The 15,567-nt window shown below is 72.3% G+C and carries 14 protein-coding genes; 8 read left to right on the top strand and 6 right to left on the bottom strand.

Translation table 11 applies throughout. From position 1 onward, the window contains the following. Position 1 precedes the first annotated feature (1 nt). Positions 2–1,495 carry a tripartite tricarboxylate transporter permease gene (locus tag IH50_RS0123795; protein WP_030865856.1) on the top strand — a complete coding sequence of 498 codons (1,494 nt, stop codon included), beginning with the start codon at positions 2–4 and terminating at the stop codon, positions 1,493–1,495. 346 nt (positions 1,496–1,841) lie between these two features. Here the strand turns inward: IH50_RS0123795 and IH50_RS0123790 are convergent, their stop codons facing one another. Beyond that, a complete protein-coding gene (locus tag IH50_RS0123790; protein WP_030865850.1) occupies positions 1,842–3,683 on the bottom strand; it encodes a peroxidase family protein in 1,842 nt (613 codons plus the stop codon). Between the two features lie 314 nt (positions 3,684–3,997). Between IH50_RS0123790 and IH50_RS0123785 the strand changes: the two genes are divergently transcribed. From IH50_RS0123785 to IH50_RS0123775, 3 genes are all read left to right on the top strand, one after another. Further along, positions 3,998–4,861 (top strand): leishmanolysin-related zinc metalloendopeptidase, encoded by an 864-nt coding sequence (locus tag IH50_RS0123785; protein ID WP_030865849.1) that lies wholly within the window; start codon positions 3,998–4,000, stop codon positions 4,859–4,861. A 220-nt stretch (positions 4,862–5,081) separates the two neighbouring features. Continuing rightward, positions 5,082–6,173, top strand: a complete 1,092-nt coding sequence (locus tag IH50_RS0123780; protein ID WP_030865847.1) for a GDSL-type esterase/lipase family protein — start codon at positions 5,082–5,084, stop codon at positions 6,171–6,173. A gap of 122 nt (positions 6,174–6,295) precedes the next feature. Continuing rightward, positions 6,296–7,933, top strand: a complete 1,638-nt coding sequence (locus IH50_RS0123775; RefSeq protein WP_030865846.1) for a cellulase family glycosylhydrolase — start codon at positions 6,296–6,298, stop codon at positions 7,931–7,933. Between the two features lie 46 nt (positions 7,934–7,979). Here IH50_RS0123775 and IH50_RS0123770 read toward each other — a convergent pair whose 3' ends face one another. Continuing rightward, entirely contained in the window at positions 7,980–8,663 is a 684-nt protein-coding gene (locus tag IH50_RS0123770; RefSeq protein ID WP_199822125.1) for a class F sortase, read from the bottom strand. A 103-nt stretch (positions 8,664–8,766) separates the two neighbouring features. Next, complete coding sequence (locus tag IH50_RS39140) at positions 8,767–9,492, bottom strand: hypothetical protein (RefSeq protein ID WP_030865844.1); 726 nt, start codon at positions 9,490–9,492, stop codon at positions 8,767–8,769. Between the two features lie 251 nt (positions 9,493–9,743). Between IH50_RS39140 and IH50_RS0123760 the strand changes: the two genes are divergently transcribed. The 3 genes from IH50_RS0123760 (at position 9,744) to IH50_RS0123750 (ending at position 12,735) form a co-directional block, all read left to right on the top strand. Next, the gene (locus IH50_RS0123760) at positions 9,744–10,907 is read left to right on the top strand and encodes an MFS transporter (protein ID WP_030865842.1); all 1,164 of its coding nucleotides are present in this window, start codon (positions 9,744–9,746) and stop codon (positions 10,905–10,907) included. A gap of 179 nt (positions 10,908–11,086) precedes the next feature. Then, a complete protein-coding gene (locus IH50_RS0123755) occupies positions 11,087–11,965 on the top strand; it encodes an SDR family oxidoreductase (protein WP_030865838.1) in 879 nt (292 codons plus the stop codon). Between the two features lie 35 nt (positions 11,966–12,000). Next, positions 12,001–12,735, top strand: coding sequence for a maleylpyruvate isomerase family mycothiol-dependent enzyme (locus tag IH50_RS0123750; protein WP_030865836.1), 735 nt, complete (start codon positions 12,001–12,003; stop codon positions 12,733–12,735). A gap of 12 nt (positions 12,736–12,747) precedes the next feature. On the opposite strand, the gene IH50_RS0123745 is transcribed toward IH50_RS0123750, so the two are convergent. Next, the gene (locus IH50_RS0123745) at positions 12,748–13,140 is read right to left on the bottom strand and encodes a MarR family winged helix-turn-helix transcriptional regulator (protein WP_030865834.1); all 393 of its coding nucleotides are present in this window, start codon (positions 13,138–13,140) and stop codon (positions 12,748–12,750) included. Between the two features lie 186 nt (positions 13,141–13,326). Between IH50_RS0123745 and IH50_RS0123740 the strand changes: the two genes are divergently transcribed. Further along, positions 13,327–13,611: a DUF6332 family protein gene (locus IH50_RS0123740; protein ID WP_107062128.1), complete on the top strand. Its 285-nt coding sequence runs from the start codon at positions 13,327–13,329 to the stop codon at positions 13,609–13,611. Here IH50_RS0123740 and IH50_RS0123735 read toward each other — a convergent pair. Both IH50_RS0123735 and IH50_RS0123730 read right to left on the bottom strand, forming a co-directional pair. Next, positions 13,572–14,237 carry a response regulator gene (locus IH50_RS0123735; RefSeq protein ID WP_030865828.1) on the bottom strand — a complete coding sequence of 222 codons (666 nt, stop codon included), beginning with the start codon at positions 14,235–14,237 and terminating at the stop codon, positions 13,572–13,574. The two genes, IH50_RS0123740 and IH50_RS0123735, sit on opposite strands and share 40 nt — an antisense overlap. Beyond that, positions 14,234–15,541, bottom strand: coding sequence for a sensor histidine kinase (locus IH50_RS0123730; RefSeq protein ID WP_051767424.1), 1,308 nt, complete (start codon positions 15,539–15,541; stop codon positions 14,234–14,236). The genes IH50_RS0123735 and IH50_RS0123730 overlap by 4 nt, the downstream gene beginning before the upstream one ends. Positions 15,542–15,567 lie beyond the last annotated feature (26 nt).

Genomic DNA, 15,567 nt, shown 5'->3' with positions numbered 1-15,567 from the left:
CGTGAACGCCCTCAACTCCCTCATGGACGGCTTCGGTACGGCCCTCACCCCGCTCAACCTGCTGTGGGCCGCCGTGGGCGTGCTGCTCGGCACCGCGATCGGCGTCCTGCCCGGCATCGGCCCGGCGATGGCGGTGGCGCTGCTGCTGCCGGTGACGTACGGGCTCGAGCCGACCGGCGCGTTCATCATGTTCGCCGGGATCTACTACGGCGCGATGTTCGGCGGTTCGACGACCTCGATCCTGCTGAACACGCCCGGGGAGAGCGCGGCCGTGGTCGCGGCCATGGAGGGCAACCCCATGGCCAAGTCGGGGCGCGGCGCGCAGGCCCTCGCGGCCGCCGCGATCGGGCACTTCGCCGGCGGCATGGTCGGCACGGTCCTGCTGGTCGCGCTGGCTCCGACGGTCGCCGATCTCGCGGTGGACATCGGCGCCCCGGACTACTTCGCCATCATGGTGCTGGCGTTCATCGCGGTGACGTCGGTGCTGGGTTCGTCCCGGATCCGGGGTCTGGCCTCGCTGCTGATCGGTCTGACGATCGGCCTGGTGGGCCTGGACCAGATGACCGGCCAGCAGCGGCTGACCTTCGGCTCGCTGCAACTCGCCGACGGCGTCGACGTGGTGATCGTCGCGGTGGGCCTGTTCGCCATCGGCGAGGCCCTGTGGGTCGCGGCGCACCTGCGGCGCCGGCCGCCGGAGCCGATCCCGGTGGGCCGGCCGTGGCTGGGCCGCGGTGATCTCAAGCGCACCTGGAAGTCCTGGGCGCGCGGCCCGTTCATCGGCTTCCCGTTCGGGGCGATCCCGGCGGGCGGTGCGGAGATCCCGACCTTCCTGTCGTACGTCACCGAGAAGCGGCTGTCGAAGCACAAGGACGAGTGGGGCAAGGGCGCCATCGAGGGTGTCGCGGGCCCGGAGTCGGCCGCTTCGGCCTCGGCGGCGGGCACGCTGGTGTCGATGCTGACCCTGGGTCTGCCGACCACAGCGGTCGCGGCGGTGATGCTGGCCGCGTTCCAGCAGTACGGCATCCAGCCCGGTCCGCTGCTGTTCGAACGCGAACCCGACCTGGTGTGGGGTCTGATCGCCTCGCTGTTCGTCGGCATGGTGCTGCTGCTCGCCCTCAACCTGCCGCTGGCGCCGGTGTGGGCGAAGCTGCTGCGCATCCCGCGGCCGTACCTGTACGCCGGGATCATGTTCTTCGCGGCGGTGGGCGCGTACGCGGTCGGCGGTGAGGTGATCGACCTGGTGATCCTGCTGATCATCGGCCTGATCGGGTTCGGCATGCGGCGGTACGGGCTGCCGGTGCTGCCCGCCGTCATCGGGGTGATCCTCGGCCCGGCCGCCGAACAGCAGTTGCGCCGCGCCCTGCAGATCAGTGACGGCAGTGTCACGGGTCTGGTCGACACACCGTTCTCGGTGATCGTCTACGCGGTCGTCGTGCTGCTGCTGGCCTGGCCGCTGGTGCGCAAGGCGCTGCCCCGGAAGGGTGCCGAGGTCTGATCGCCCGCGGGGCGGCGTGTCCCGGCGGCGCGGGGAAGGATCACGCCGGCCGGTGCGTCCGCCGGCCGGCGGATCCCTCCGCGGCAGGGGACGCGCGACCTGGCACTCGAGGACGCGTCCGGCCCGCGGGCCGGCGTCGTCCGGCGGCCTCGGGCACCGGGGCGCTCGGCGCGCCGCCGGTCGTACGACGTGGTGGCTCGTCCGCGCCGTCGCCGTACGTACTCCGGGCGGCGACGGCGCCTCGGCCGCGGTGGACACCGGGCTCACCGCGGCCCGGCCGGCCCGGCCATGCCCGCCGCGGTGAGCCGGGGTTCCCGCTGCTCGCGGGGCCTGTCCGTCCGCCGTGTCAGGTGTCCGCCCCCGTGGCGGTGTGCCACGGCACGAAGGCGTTCGTCAGGCCCGCGAGGGCCGGGCGCAGCTCCGGGTGGTGGCGCAGCAGCACCGTGATCATGCTGTTGTCGTCGATCCAGGCCAGGCCGGCCTTGGAGTACACCTCGGGGGTGTAGTGGTCGGTGAAGAAGCGGTCGCTGTTCAGCCGGCGCGAGGCCATCAGGACGAAGACGCGGAACGCCGTGTCGCTGAACGCGAACCCGGCCGGCCGCCTCTCCGCGTACAGCCCGACCATGAGGTCGACCTTCTCGATGTCGCCGTCGTAGAGCCGCTCGATCTGCTCCGCCCACACCGGGTCGTCCGTCAGCTCGTCGAAGTCCGCCGTGGGCCGCAGCCGCAGCAGCCGCCGGAACTCGTTGTACCGGGGGACGCCCAGTTCGCGGGAGCGCAGGATGTCCGTGGCGGCGAGGTCCTGCAGATGCCCGTCCGGGCGCTCGAACTCCTGGAGGAACCTGGGGAAGTTGTGCAGGGTGACCAGTCCCGGGTGGAGCGTGCCGAAACTGTAGAGCAGGTCGGCCGTCCCGGTGGTCCGCAGGATCTCCAGCGCGCCGGGCCCCGAGATGTCGCGGAGGGTGCAGTGCCGCAGGGTCCGGTCGTCGGTCACGGAACGCAGATGCCATGCGTCACGGATGAGCGGGTGCATCCGGTAGACGGCGACGAACTCCTCGGTGAGGGAGTACGGGACGCCGTAGTGGTCACGGGCGCCGCCGGGGATGCCGCTGACGACCTCGCTGCGGCTGATCCGGCCGAACAGGTCGTGCACGCGTTCGCCCGCGAGGCCCCACCAGTTGGCGCGCAGCGCCTTGACGGTCGTGGGGTGGCTGATCACCGCCGGTGTCCACTCCACGGTGTGGATCTTGGCGAGGAGGGCCGCGTTGACCAGCCGGGCGCGCTGGAACAGCTCCTCGTCGGCCCACGACGGGTACGCGTCGTGCAGGTGGTCGCAGATCGCGTTGTGCTCCCGGGCGAACAGGTCCTGCATCATCGCGAGTCCCAACCAGAACCCGGGCACGCGGGAGGGGTCCGTGGGCGACGGTGACCGTTCGTCGTCCCACAGACGGATCCTGCCCCTCTCGCCGGTGCGCGTCAGCCGCTGTGCGGTCTCGTCCGCCCCGTAGATCTGTGAGGCGTCCCACCAGTGGGAGGAGACGTTGACACGGGTGTCGGGCGTCCCGGCGGGTGCCCGCGGGTCCCGGGTCGGGTCGTCCGGCGTCCGCATGATCCGCATGGGCCGTTCCGGCCAGGGATCGTCGTCCGTGAGCGGTACTTCCCAGGGCCGTTCCGTGGGACTCGTGCCGTGGCTGAACCAGTCACGGACCATGAACTGGAGCCAGGCGGCGACCAGCGAGTTGACCGACTCGGCCGGGATCAGCTCGTCGCGGGTGAGCAGGGCGCTGCTGACCTCGCGGGGACTCGGCCGGGACAGCACGTCCTCGGGGGTGGCCGGGCCGATCCTGTCCAGGGGGATGTTCCGGCCGAAACGGGTGCCCGCCATGCCCATGCGCGGCTCGTCGAGGTCGTTGTAACTGCCGTCGGCGGTCCGGTTGACCCGGTGGCTCCCGGAAGGCGGCCCGATGCCGGGCGGATTCACCGAGGGCAGGGAACCGGTGTCGTGGAGGTTCTCCTGCCGGAGCCTGACCCGCAGTCCCAGGAGAGCCAGCAGACCCGGCAGGACGGGCAGCCGGTCCCAGCCGACGCGCCGGTCGACGTACTCGGCCCCGCCGGTGACGATCCGCCAGAAGAGGGACGTACGGTACCCGGCCGTGGAGGGCCGTCCGGCACGTCGTTGCTCGGTCAACGTAATACTCCTTGCTCCGCCGCCGCTTCCGTCACCAGCCCGTGGAACGGTGGGCGCGGGAGGTCCCGGCGGCGGGCAGCGTGCCGGCGGCCGGGACGGCGGTGGTCGGCTCACGGCCGGAACCGGGGTGCCGGGTGAGCGGGACCGGGAAAGGGGGGTTTCCGACACGCCCCGCGATCCATGCTAGGAGGGGACTCGCCCACCCGCACGCCGAGGACGGCGGCGTGACCGGCCGACGCGCGCCGCCCACCCGATCGGCCTAGTGTGGTCGGAGGGGGGGTGACTTGCCGCGGGGCCGACACGAGGAGAGCACGATGGGCAGCGTCGCCACGAACACCTTCCCTACGTACCGGGCGGTCGCCAGTTTCGAGCGGGCCAGGGAAGTCGCCCGCACGACCTCGCCGTTCACCATCGAGGTCCGCTTTCTCGGCGGACTGACGAGCACTCAGCAGGATGCCTTCGCCACGGCGGCCGACCGCTGGGCCAGGGTCATCGTCGGGGACCTGGACACCGCACTCGTCGGCGGTGATGTCATCGACGACCTGCTGATCGAAGCCGAGGGGGTGGACATCGACGGTCCCGGGCAGATCCTGGGGATGGCCGGGCCCACCGACTTCCGCGACGAGTCCGCCCAGTTCGGCCGGCTCCTGCCGGCGAAGGGCGTGATGAGGTTCGACTCCGCCGACCTCGCCGTGATGGAAGCGAACGGCACACTGGTCGACGTCATCACGCACGAGATGGGACACGTCCTGTGCATCGGCACCCTGTGGAGCGACTTCGGCCTCCTCAAGGGCGCCGGCAGCCGGAACCCCACCTTCGTGGGTGCGGGCGCGATGGCGGAGTTCGCCGCGCTCCTCGGCGAGAAGGACCCGGTCCCGGTACCGGTCGCCAACTTCGGCGGCCCCGGAACCCAGGACAGCCACTGGCGCGAGGCCGTCTTCGTCAACGAACTGATGTCGCCGTTCATCTCCGGTGCGCACAACCCGCTGAGCCGGATGACCGCGGCGAGCCTCGGCGACATGGGCTACCAGGTCGACCTCGAGGGCGCCGAGCCCTACGAACTCCCGGACCTGCTCCAGATCGCCAGGGAAGGCGCCCTCGTACCGCACACGGCGCCCCTGGGCGACGGCATGATGCTGCCGGTGGTGCCCACCCGGTTCCCCGCCGCGACACCGTAGGGTCACCCCCGCCCCGGGCCGCGGCGGTCACCGTCGTACGGCTGTCGCGGCCCGCCCGGCCCGGCCCTCTCCTCGCACCCGGTGACGGAGAGGTCCGCGGCGCGGAGTCCGGCCTCTCGTGGCACCCGCCTTGCCCCGGCCTCTTGACGCGTCAATGACAACGATGGCTTGATGTTCCGCATGGGAGCGCTCCCACATCCTTCAGGGAAGGGGAACAACCATGCGCGACATCCGCCTCCTGGGCATACGCACGCTTCCGTTACTCGGCCTGCTGGCCGCCCTGCTCCTCCCCGTGGGCGTGACCGCCACCCCGGCCGCGGCAGCCGCACCGGCGGCGGCCGGCCCGGTGCGCGTCATGCCACTGGGCGACTCCATCACCGGATCGCCCGGCTGCTGGCGGGCCCTGCTGTGGAACCGGCTGCTGGACGCCGGGTACACGGACGTCGACTTCGTCGGCACCCTGCCCGCGCAGGGCTGCGGCGTGGCGCACGACGGGGACAACGAAGGGCACGGCGGCGAACTGGTCACCAACGTGGCGGACCGGAACCTGCTTCCCGCGCGGCTGGCGGCAACACTGCCGGACATCGTTGTCATGCACTTCGGCACGAACGACGTCTGGAGCAATATCTCCCCCGACCGCGTCCTCGCCGCCTACACCAGGCTCGTGGGACAGATGCGGGAGTCCAACCCGGACATGCGGGTCCTCGTCGCCCAGATCATTCCCATGAACCCCGGCACCTGCGCCGCCTGCGCCCAGCGCGTGGTCGACCTCAACGCCCGGATCCCCGCATGGGCCGCGGCGACGAGCACCGACCGCTCCCCGGTGACCGTGGTCGACCAGTGGACGGGATTCGACACGGCCACCGACACCTACGACGGCGTCCACCCGAACGACGCCGGCAACGAGAAGATCGCCGCGCGCTGGTTCCCGGCCCTGGCCGCGCTTCTCGACCAAGGCGTCCCCGGTGATCCCGGTGACCCGGACGAGCCCGGTGACGCCACCTGCACCGCCTCCTTCCGCGCGGTCTCCACCTGGCAGGGCGGCTACCAGGCCGAGGTGACGGTACGCAACACCTCCGCCGCTCCCGTCACGGGCTGGACGGTGACGGTCGTACCGGCCGACGGCGCCCGTGTCGGCCAGGTCTGGAACGGCACCCTCGGCACGGCCGCCGACGGCACGGCCACCGTCACCCACGCGAACTGGAACGGAGCCCTCGCCCCCGGCGCGAGCGCCTCCTTCGGCTTCATCGCCACCGCCCCGGCAACCTCCTCGGCCCCGGCGGCGACCGTCGACTGCACGGCCGTCTCCTGACGCACGGCACGGACCGACGCGCGACGCGCGACGCACAACGCACAACGCACAACGCACAACGCACAACGCACAACGCACAACGCACAAGCAAGGACAGCCGACCACACTCCCACGGAGCCGCCATGAGACCCCGTACGCCCCCCTCCCCACGAGCCGTCGGCCTGCTCGCCGCCCTCCTGGGACTCCTCCTCCCGTTTCTCGCCTTCACCACTCCGGCGCACGCGGCGCCCACCGGCTTCCGCGTCGAGAACGGCCGGCTCCTCGAAGCGTCCGGGAACGACTTCGTGATGCGTGGTGTCAACCACGCGCACACCTGGTACGCCGACCGGATCGGCTCGCTGGCGCACATCAAGGCCAAGGGCGCCAACACCGTGCGCGTCGTCCTCTCCAGCGGCGACCGCTGGACCCGCAACGACGCCGCCGACGTGGGAAACGTCGTCGCACAGTGCAAGCGGAACCGGCTGATCTGCGTCCTGGAGGTGCACGACACCACCGGCTACGGCGAACAGAGCGGAGCGGCCACCCTCTCCCGGGCCGCCGACTACTGGATCAGCGTCCAGAGCGCCCTGGCCGGCCAAGAGGACTACGTGATCGTCAACATCGGCAACGAGCCGTACGGCAACACCGGTTACACGGCCTGGACTGCCGACACCAAGGCGGCGATCCAGAAGCTGCGCGACGCCGGGTTCGACCACACGCTGATGGTCGACGCCCCCAACTGGGGCCAGGACTGGGCGTTCACCATGCGGAACAACGCCGCCTCGGTCTTCGCCGCCGACCCGGACGCCAACACCGTGTTCTCCATCCACATGTACGGCGTCTTCGACACCGCCGCCGAGATCAGCGACTACCTGGGGCGCTTCGTCTCCGCGAAACTTCCCATCGTGGTCGGCGAGTTCGGCCACAACCACTCCGACGGCGACCCCGACGAGGACACCATCCTGTCCGTCACCCGGCAGCTCGGAATCGGCTACCTCGGCTGGTCCTGGAGCGGCAACGGCGGCGGCGTCGAATACCTCGACATGGTCACGAACTTCGACCCGGACCAGCTCACCGGCTGGGGCGAGCGTCTCTTCAACGGCGCCGACGGCATCGCGGCCACGTCCGAGGAGGCCGCGGTCTACGGATCCGGCCCGGGCGACGACACCACGGCCCCGACCACTCCCGGCACCCCGGCCGCCTCGGCGGTGACCGCCTCGTCCGCGACCCTCACCTGGGGCGCCGCCACCGACGCGAACGGTGTCACGGGCTACGACGTCGTGCGGATCAGCGGCGGCGCGGAGACCGTCGTCACCACGACGGCCGGCACCTCCGCCACCGTCACCGGCCTCACCGCGGACACGGCCTACACCTTCGCCGTCTACGCCCGGGACGCCGCCGGCAACCGTTCGCAGCGCTCCGCCACGGTGACCGTCACCACCTCCTCCGGCGGCACGACGGGCGCCTGCGCGATCGGCTACCGGGTGACCGGCGAGTGGCCCGGCGGCTTCCAGGGCGAGGTCACCGTCCGCAACACCGGCAGCTCGGCGGTCAACGGCTGGACGCTGACCTGGACCTTCCCGGCCGGCCAGCGGATCACCAACATGTGGGGCGGCACACCGACGCAGAGCGGTTCCGAGGTCAGCGTCGCCTCCGCCCCGTACACCGCGTCGATCCCCGCGTCGGGCTCGGTCTCCCTGGGCTTCACGGCCTCGTGGACCGGCGCGAACCCCAGTCCCACGGCGTTCGGCCTGAACGGCGCGGACTGCTCCGTGGTCTGACGGACCGCTGCCCGGAAGGCGTCCTCCCCCCTTCCGGGCAGCCGGTTCAGACGAGATGGGCGAAGACCACCAGGTTCTCGGTGTAGTCCTTGGCGGCGCGGTCGTACTCCCCGGCGCAGGTGATGAGCCGCACCTGGGCGTCGGGGGTGTCGGCGTACACACGCTCGTCGGGGAAGTCGTCCTTCTCGAAGTACTCCTTCTCGTCCACCACGAACGTCGCCTTGCTGCCGTCGGCGCGCAGCACCCGGAAACGGTCGCCCTTCTCCAGTTCGCTGAGCCGTACGAACACGGCCGGGGACGTCGTCGTGTCCACGTGCCCGGCGATGATCGCCGTACCGCGTTCGCCCGGGGAGACACCCTTGGCGTACCAGCCGACCAGGTTGGTGTCGTGGGGCGGCGGTGGTTCGAGCCGGCCCTTGCTGTCGATGGCGAGGTCGGTGAAGGGGGCGTCGACGCCGATGTCGGGGATGAGCAGCCGCTTCGGCTTGGAGCGCGGCAGGTGCTCGGCCGCCGGCTCGCGGTGGGCGGGGGCGGACGGTGCGGCGGAGGCCGCGGATGCCGCGCGCGGGCCGTGCGCGTCGTCGGGAGGGCCCTCCCCTCCGCCCATCAGCGTCGCGACCAGCAGCAGGCCGGCTCCGCTCCAGAAGACCGCCGTCATGGCGGCGCGCAGCCGCCGCCGCATCGGCGACGCCTGATCGGTTTCGAGGGGTGAAGGGGGACTGGCCGGCATCGGGGGGACCACCTCATTCGGACACGGCACACGGACGAGCGAGCGGGGCCGTCATGACGTGCGGGGCACGTACGACGGCCCCGTCTATGGAGCCGGGCATGGCTCAGGCCACGCTCCCGGCGCCCTTCTTGCGGCGCAGCGCGTATGCGCCGGCGCCGAGGACCGCCAGTGCGGCCAGACCGCCCGTGGTGACACCGGGATCGGCGAGTCCGCCGCCGCCGGTGTGCATCCCGCCGTGCGGCTTCTCCTCCTTGCCCCACTCCTTGTCGTGCTTGCCGCCGTAGGACTCCTCGCTGCCCGAGTCGTCCTTCTCCTTGTACGTCTCGGGGTCGTACTTCGAGTCCTTGGCGGTGCCCCAGTCCTCCTCGTTCACGACGGCCAGGGCCCCACCGCCCGTGTGCACGCCGCCGTGCGGCTTGTCGTGCTTGCCGTAGTCCTTGTCCTTGCTCTCCTTGCCGTAGTCCTTGTCCTTGCTCTCCTCGTCGTACCCCTCGTCCTTGCTCTCCTTGCCGTAGTCCTCGTCCTTGCTCTCCTCGTCGTACCCCTCGTCCTTGCTCTCCTTGCCGTAGTCCTCGTCCTTGCTCTCCTTGCCGTAGTCCTCGTCCTTGCTCTCCTTGCCGTAGTCCTCGTCCTTGCTCTCCTTGCCGTGCTCCTCGTCCTTGCTCTCCTTGCCGTACCCCTCGTCCTTGCTCTCCTCGTCGTACTCCTTGCTGTGAGAAGACTTGTCGTAGCCCTCGTCGCCCGAGTGGTCGGCGTAGGCTGCGGGCGCGGCGATGGCGAGGGCCGCCGTGGCCGTCGCGGTGGCGAGCACCATGCGGGCAGAACGCATTTGGGAGTCCTTCCACGGGAGACTGGGCAGCTGACTCCTCGTCAGCACGGATGTCCCGGCCTCCGGCATGATCCACGTTCGTCCACGGTGTCCGGCCCCACCATCCGGGGCGATCACACGGGTTAACGTCCTCACTCCTCCGGCGGCACACCGGCCGCATCCGCCCCTTTCCGGCTCCTCTTGCCGCAGGTCGCGGCGCTGCCTAACCTGACTTTGTGCCGTTGATAAACAAAACCCGTTCGCACAGCGTGGTGCCGGGTACCGATCTCGTCCGACTCCGTCTCGCCCTGACCGCCTTCTTCGCCCTCGACGGCTTCGTCTTCGCCGGCTGGGTGGTGCGCATCCCCGCCGTCAAGGAACAGACCGGCGCCTCCGCGAGCGCCCTCGGCCTGGCCCTGCTCGGCGTCTCCGCCGGGGCCGTGATCACCATGACGCTCACCGGCCGCCTGTGCCGCCGGTACGGCAGCCATCTCGTCACCGTCGTCTGCGCGGTCCTGCTCTGCCTGAGCGTCGGGCTGCCCCCGCTGACCCGTTCCGCCCTCGCGCTCGGCGCCGTACTGCTGCTGTTCGGCGCGGCGTACGGCGGGATCAACGTCGCCTTCAACAGCGCCGCCGTCGACCTGGTGGCCGCGCTGGGGCGGCCCGTCATGCCGAGTTTCCACGCCGCGTTCAGTCTGGGCGGCATGATCGGCGCGGGGCTGGGCGCCCTGGTCGCCGGTTCGCTGTCGCCCACCCGGCATCTGTGGGGGCTTGCCGCCGTGGGGCTGCTCGTGACGGCCGTCGCGGGGCGGACGCTGATGCGGTGCGAGCCACTGACCCCGGCGGACACGGAACGGACCGGGCAGGGCGCCCCGCGCCGGCCGGACCGCCGTACCCGCACCCTGGTGATCGTCTTCGGGCTCATCGCGCTGTGCACCGCGTACGGCGAAGGGGCGCTGGCCGACTGGGGCGCGCTCCACCTGGAGGAGGACCTCGGCGCCTCGCCGGGTGCCGCGGCCGTCGGGTACTCCTGTTTCGCGCTGGCCATGACGGTCGGACGGCTCTCCGGGACGACGCTGCTGGAACGGCTGGGACGGACCCGTACCGTCCTCGCCGGCGGTTCCACCGCGGCGGCCGGCATGCTGCTCGGCGCGCTCGCGCCGTCCCTGTGGGCGGCCCTGCTCGGTTACGCGGTCACCGGCCTCGGGCTCGCGAACCTGTTCCCCGTGGCCGTCGAGCGGGCGGGCGCGCTCGCGGGGGCCGGCGGGGTCGCCACCGCCTCCACCCTGGGCTACGGCGGCATGCTGCTCGGCCCGCCCGCGATCGGCTTCATGGCGGACTGGTTCAGCCTCCCGGCCGCGCTGACCAGCGTGGCGGTCCTGGCGGTGGTGGCCACCGCCATCGGCTTCGCCACCCGCCACGTGCGCGCGGACTGACTCCGTCCGGCCCCCGGGCCGTCCGGGTGGCGTCGGGGAGGGCCTGATCGGATGCGCGGTGCCGGGGTACCCGGACGACGACGTCCGCCGGTTCTCCATCGGCGGGCGCCGGTGTCCGCCGGTTCTCCATCGGCGGGCGCCGACCGTACGACCGCCCCTCCACGGACCCGGGAGAGACCGTGACCGAGCAGCAGAATCCCGTCGATCAGCACCCGACCCCCGACTTCCCGTCCCAGGACCAGCCGCATCCCGGCTGGACCGGTCCCATGGACCCGCCGCCGGACCACGGGGAGGACTCCTACCGTGGCAGCGGCCGGCTGGCGGACCGCACGGCCGTGATCACGGGCGGGGACTCGGGGATCGGCCGGGCGGTCGCCCTGGCGTTCGCCCGCGAGGGCGCCGACGTGGTCTTCACGTACCTGGACAGTGAGAAGGACGACGCCGCCGAGACCGCGCGGTGGGTGGAGGAGGCCGGCCGGCGGGCCGTTCCCGTCGCGTGCGACGTCCGGGAGGAGGAGAACTGCCGGGCGCTGATCGACCGCGCGGTCTCGGAGTTCGGCCGGATCGACATCCTGGTGAACAACGCGGCGTACCAGATGTCGCAGCCCGACGGCATCGAGGCGATCTCCACCGAGCAGTTCGACCGCGTGATGCGGACCAACCTGTACGGCATGTTCTGGCTGTGCAAGCTGGCCGTGCCGCACATGCGGGAGGGCGGCAGCATCATCAACTCGGCCTCTGTGCAGGCTTACAAGCCGAGCCCGCACCTGCTGGACTACGCCACCACGAAGGGCGCCATCGTCACGTTCACCCAGGGGCTGGCGCAGATGCTGATCGAGCGGGGCATCCGGGTCAACGCCGTGGCGCCGGGGCCGGTGTGGACGCCGTTGATCCCGGCGACCCTGCCGGACACCGCGGAGTTCGGCAAGCAGGCGCCCATCGGACGTCCGGCCCAGCCGGCCGAGATGGCCCCGGCGTACGTGTTCCTCGCCTCGCAGGAGGCGTCGTACATCACCGCGGAGATCGTGAACGCGACGGGCGGGACCCCGCTCCCGTAGACCCGGCCGGACGTCCGTACGGCAGACTCCTGCCCATGGACACTGCCTGGTTCCTGGAGACACTGGAGAAAGAGGGCCAGTTGCTGGCCGACGCCGCGGAGCGGGCCGGCACGGACGCCGCCGTGCCGACCTGCCCGGGGTGGCGTACGCGGGACCTGGTCCGGCACACCGGTGTGGTGCACCGGTGGGCCGCGGCCTTCGTCGCGGACGGGCACGCCGCGCCGCGTCCGATGGGTGAACACCCCGCGCTGGACGGCCCCGCGCTCATGGCCTGGTACCGCGACGGTCACCGCCGCCTGGTGGACACCCTGGCGGGGGCGGCGCCCGGCGTGGAGTGCTTCACCTTTCTGCCCGGACCGCCCTCCTCGCTCGCGTTCTGGGCCCGCCGGCAGGCGCACGAGACGACCGTCCACCGGTTCGACGCCGAGTCGGCACGCGGCGGCACGCCGTCGCCGGTCGCCACGGATTTCGCCGTGGACGGTGTCGACGAGCTGCTGCGCGGGTTCCACGCCCGGCCCAAGAGCCGGGTGCGCACCCGGACGCCCCGTGTCCTGCGGGTGCGCGCGACCGACGCGGACGCGGTGTGGACCGTACGGCTGTCCCAGGAACCGGCCGTGACCAGCCGGGGCACGGCCGGGGACGCGGAGTGCGAACTGGCCGGACCCGCCGATCAGTTGTATCTCGCGCTGTGGAACCGGGTGCCGGTACCGGCGGTGTCGGGTGATCCGGAGCTCGCCGCGCTGTGGCGGGAGACGTCCGCCGTGGGCTGAGGACCCCGCCGGTCAGCCGTCGGAGAGCATCCGGGCCAGCACCGCGCGCTGCACGGGCAGTACCTCACCGTGCAGCGCGCGCCCCTTCGCCGTGAGCGACACCCGTACTCCCCGCCGGTCCTCCGGGCACGTCCCGCGCTCGGCGAGGCCCTCCCTCTCCAGCCGGGCGACCAGCCGGGAGAGGGCGCTCTGGCTGAGATGGACGTGCTCGGAGATCTCCTGGACGCGGTAGGAGCAGCCGCCCGGTCCGGGGCCCTGCGCGAGGATGTCGAGGACCTCGAAGTCGCTGGCGCACAGGCCGTGTCCGTGCAGGGCTCGGTCGATCTCGCACTGGGTGCGCGCATGCAGCGCGAGCACGTCCCGCCACCGTTCCACGAGTGCCTGTTCGGCCTGCTTCGCCGCCATGGGCGCACCGTAGCAGGCATGTGCGTACGAGTCTTCCGAGCACACCTTCTCTCCACTCACCACCCCTGTCCCCGACGGACGCCGGACCCGGCCGCAGGGCACCTCGCCGCGAGGGCGGCCGGGGTCCTTGCCCGCCGGGGCGCGCGCCTGTTTGACTCCTCGGGTGGCCGGATGCGGGGGGCGGGCGTGACGGGGTACGGGGGACGGCGGAGCCAGGCCGAGCGGGACGCGATCACCGTGGAGACCGGGTACGCGCTGTGCAGCGCGGCGTTCGCGGCGGTGGTCGTCCTCGGGGCGGTGGCGGGGCCGGCGCTGCTCTTCGAGCTTCCGGGCCTCTTCGAGACGGTGCTGTACCACACCGGACTCGTGCTCGCGGCGGTGCTGTTCGCCGTCCGCACGGTATCCGTGCTGGTCCGGTTCCGGCGGGCGGGTCAGCCCAGCCAGCCCGGCCGCACCAACCCCGACTCGTAGGCCAGCACCACCAGTTGGGCCCGGTCGCGGGCACCCAGTTTCACCATCGTGCGGCTGACGTGGGTCTTCGCGGTGAGCGGGCTGACGACCAGCCGGCGGGCGATCTCCTCGTTGGACAGGCCGATGCCGACCAGCGCCATGACCTCCCGCTCCCGCTCGGTGAGCCCGGACAGGGCGCCGGCGGCGGCCGGTTCCTTGGAACGGGCCGCGAACTCGGCGATCAGCCGGCGGGTCACCCCCGGCGAGAGCAGGGCGTCGCCCTCCACCACCGCCCGCACCGCGCGCAGCAGTTCCTCCGGCTCGGTGTCCTTGACCAGGAAGCCCGAGGCGCCCGAGCGGATCGCCTCGAAGACGTACTCGTCGAGCTCGAAGGTGGTGAGCATGACCACCTTCACGTCCCCCAGGTCCTTGTCCCCGGTCACGCGGCGGGTGGCGGCCAGGCCGTCGAGCGCGGGCATCCGGATGTCCATCAGCACGACGTCGGGCCGCAGTTCGCGGATCAGCCGCACGGCCTGAGCGCCGTCGGACGCCTCCCCCACCACCTCGATGTCCGGCTGCGCGTCCAGCAGCGCGCGGAATCCCGCCCGGACCAGTGACTGGTCGTCGGCGAGCAGTACGCGGATCACCGGTCCTCCTCGGCCTCGATCGGCAGTACGACGAGCACCCGGAAGCCTCCGTCCGGGCGCGGGCCCGCCTCGATGGTGCCATTCAGCGCGGCGGCCCGCTCCCTCATCCCGGCGAGCCCGTTCCCGCTGCCGCCCGCGTCGGCGCCGGTGGCGGGCCCGTCGTCGTCGACGCGCAGCCGCAGCCGCCCCGCGTCCCGTTCGATCCGCACCCGTGCCTCGCGTGAGCCCGAGTGCCGTACGACATTGGTAAGGGCCTCCTGGACGATGCGGAAGGCCGCCAGGTCCGCGCCGGGCGGCAGATGCGGCGGCTCCCCCTCGACCGTCACCGTGAGGCCCGCGCTCGCGGCCTGTTCCACCAGTTCGGGCAGCCGGTCCAGGCCGGGCGCCGGGGCGCGCGGCGCGGCGCCCGGCGCGCGCAGTGTGTCGAGCACCTGACGCACCTCCCCGAGCGCCTCCTTGCTCTTGGCCTTGATGGTGGTGAGCGCGCTGCGCGCCTGCTCCGGGTCGCTGTCCAGCAGGGCGAGACCGACGCCCGCCTGCACATTGATGACGGAGATGCTGTGCGCGAGGACGTCGTGCAGTTCGCGGGCGATCCGCAGCCGCTCCTCGTCCGCGCGCCGCCGTGCCGCCCGGGCCCGCTCGGCCCGCTCCCGCGCCCACTGCTCACGGCGGATCCGGGCCAGTTCCGACACCGCCACGAGCGCCACCACCCAGGTGGCGATCACGATCTCCTGGTTCCAGGAGGGCGCCTCGTCGCCGGAGGGCGGCAGCCGTCCGTACAGCACATGGGCGATCAGCGCGTGTCCCGCCCAGAACGTCCCCATCGCCGCCCACGCGGCATGCCGGTGCCCCGAGACGACGGCACTGAAGCAGGCGACGGCGACGGTGAGGAACACCGGTCCGTACGGGTATCCGGCCCCGGTGTAGAGCAGGACGGCGGCCACGGTGGCGAACACGACGGGCACGGGGTGACGCCCGCGCCACAGCAGAAGCGCGCCCGCCAGGAACAGCAGGATCCGCCCGAAGGGGTCCAGGGCGACCCGCTCGCCCTCCTGGGCGTGCTCGGCGAAGCCGGAGCCGGCCAGCACGAACACCGTGAGCAGCACGGTGGAACGCCAGGGCCACCGGGGGCGCGGGGTCTCGCCGCCTTCGGTGGCTGCGGCTCCATGGGCTCCGTGGGCTCCGAAAGCCCCGTCGTCCTCGTGGGCCCGGCGGATCCCGCCGGGCGGGCCGTGCCGGAACGGCCGCCGCCCCGGGCGCCACCACCCCGGCGGCCCGCCGCCGGATCCGCGCTGCTCGTCCATGTCCGTCACGCTAGACGCCGGACGCC

The organism is Streptomyces sp. NRRL S-37 (assembly GCF_000721605.1).
Lineage (GTDB): Bacteria > Actinomycetota > Actinomycetes > Streptomycetales > Streptomycetaceae > Streptomyces.
The sequence above is the reverse complement of the archived record's forward strand: the minus strand, read 5'-3'. Positions and strand labels throughout refer to the sequence as shown.

Bases quoted from the DNA above. Each gene is read 5' to 3' on its own strand.
- IH50_RS0123785 (WP_030865849.1), top strand. From the start codon at position 3,998: ATGGGCAGCGTCGCCACGAACACCTTCCCTACGTACCGGGCGGTCGCC.
- IH50_RS0123780 (WP_030865847.1), top strand. From the start codon at position 5,082: ATGCGCGACATCCGCCTCCTGGGCATACGCACGCTTCCGTTACTCGGC.
- IH50_RS0123775 (WP_030865846.1), top strand. From the start codon at position 6,296: ATGAGACCCCGTACGCCCCCCTCCCCACGAGCCGTCGGCCTGCTCGCC.
- IH50_RS0123770 (WP_199822125.1), bottom strand. From the start codon at position 8,663: ATGCCGGCCAGTCCCCCTTCACCCCTCGAAACCGATCAGGCGTCGCCG.
- IH50_RS39140 (WP_030865844.1), bottom strand. From the start codon at position 9,492: ATGCGTTCTGCCCGCATGGTGCTCGCCACCGCGACGGCCACGGCGGCC.
- IH50_RS0123750 (WP_030865836.1), top strand. From the start codon at position 12,001: ATGGACACTGCCTGGTTCCTGGAGACACTGGAGAAAGAGGGCCAGTTG.
- IH50_RS0123745 (WP_030865834.1), bottom strand. From the start codon at position 13,140: ATGGCGGCGAAGCAGGCCGAACAGGCACTCGTGGAACGGTGGCGGGAC.
- IH50_RS0123730 (WP_051767424.1), bottom strand. From the start codon at position 15,541: ATGGACGAGCAGCGCGGATCCGGCGGCGGGCCGCCGGGGTGGTGGCGC.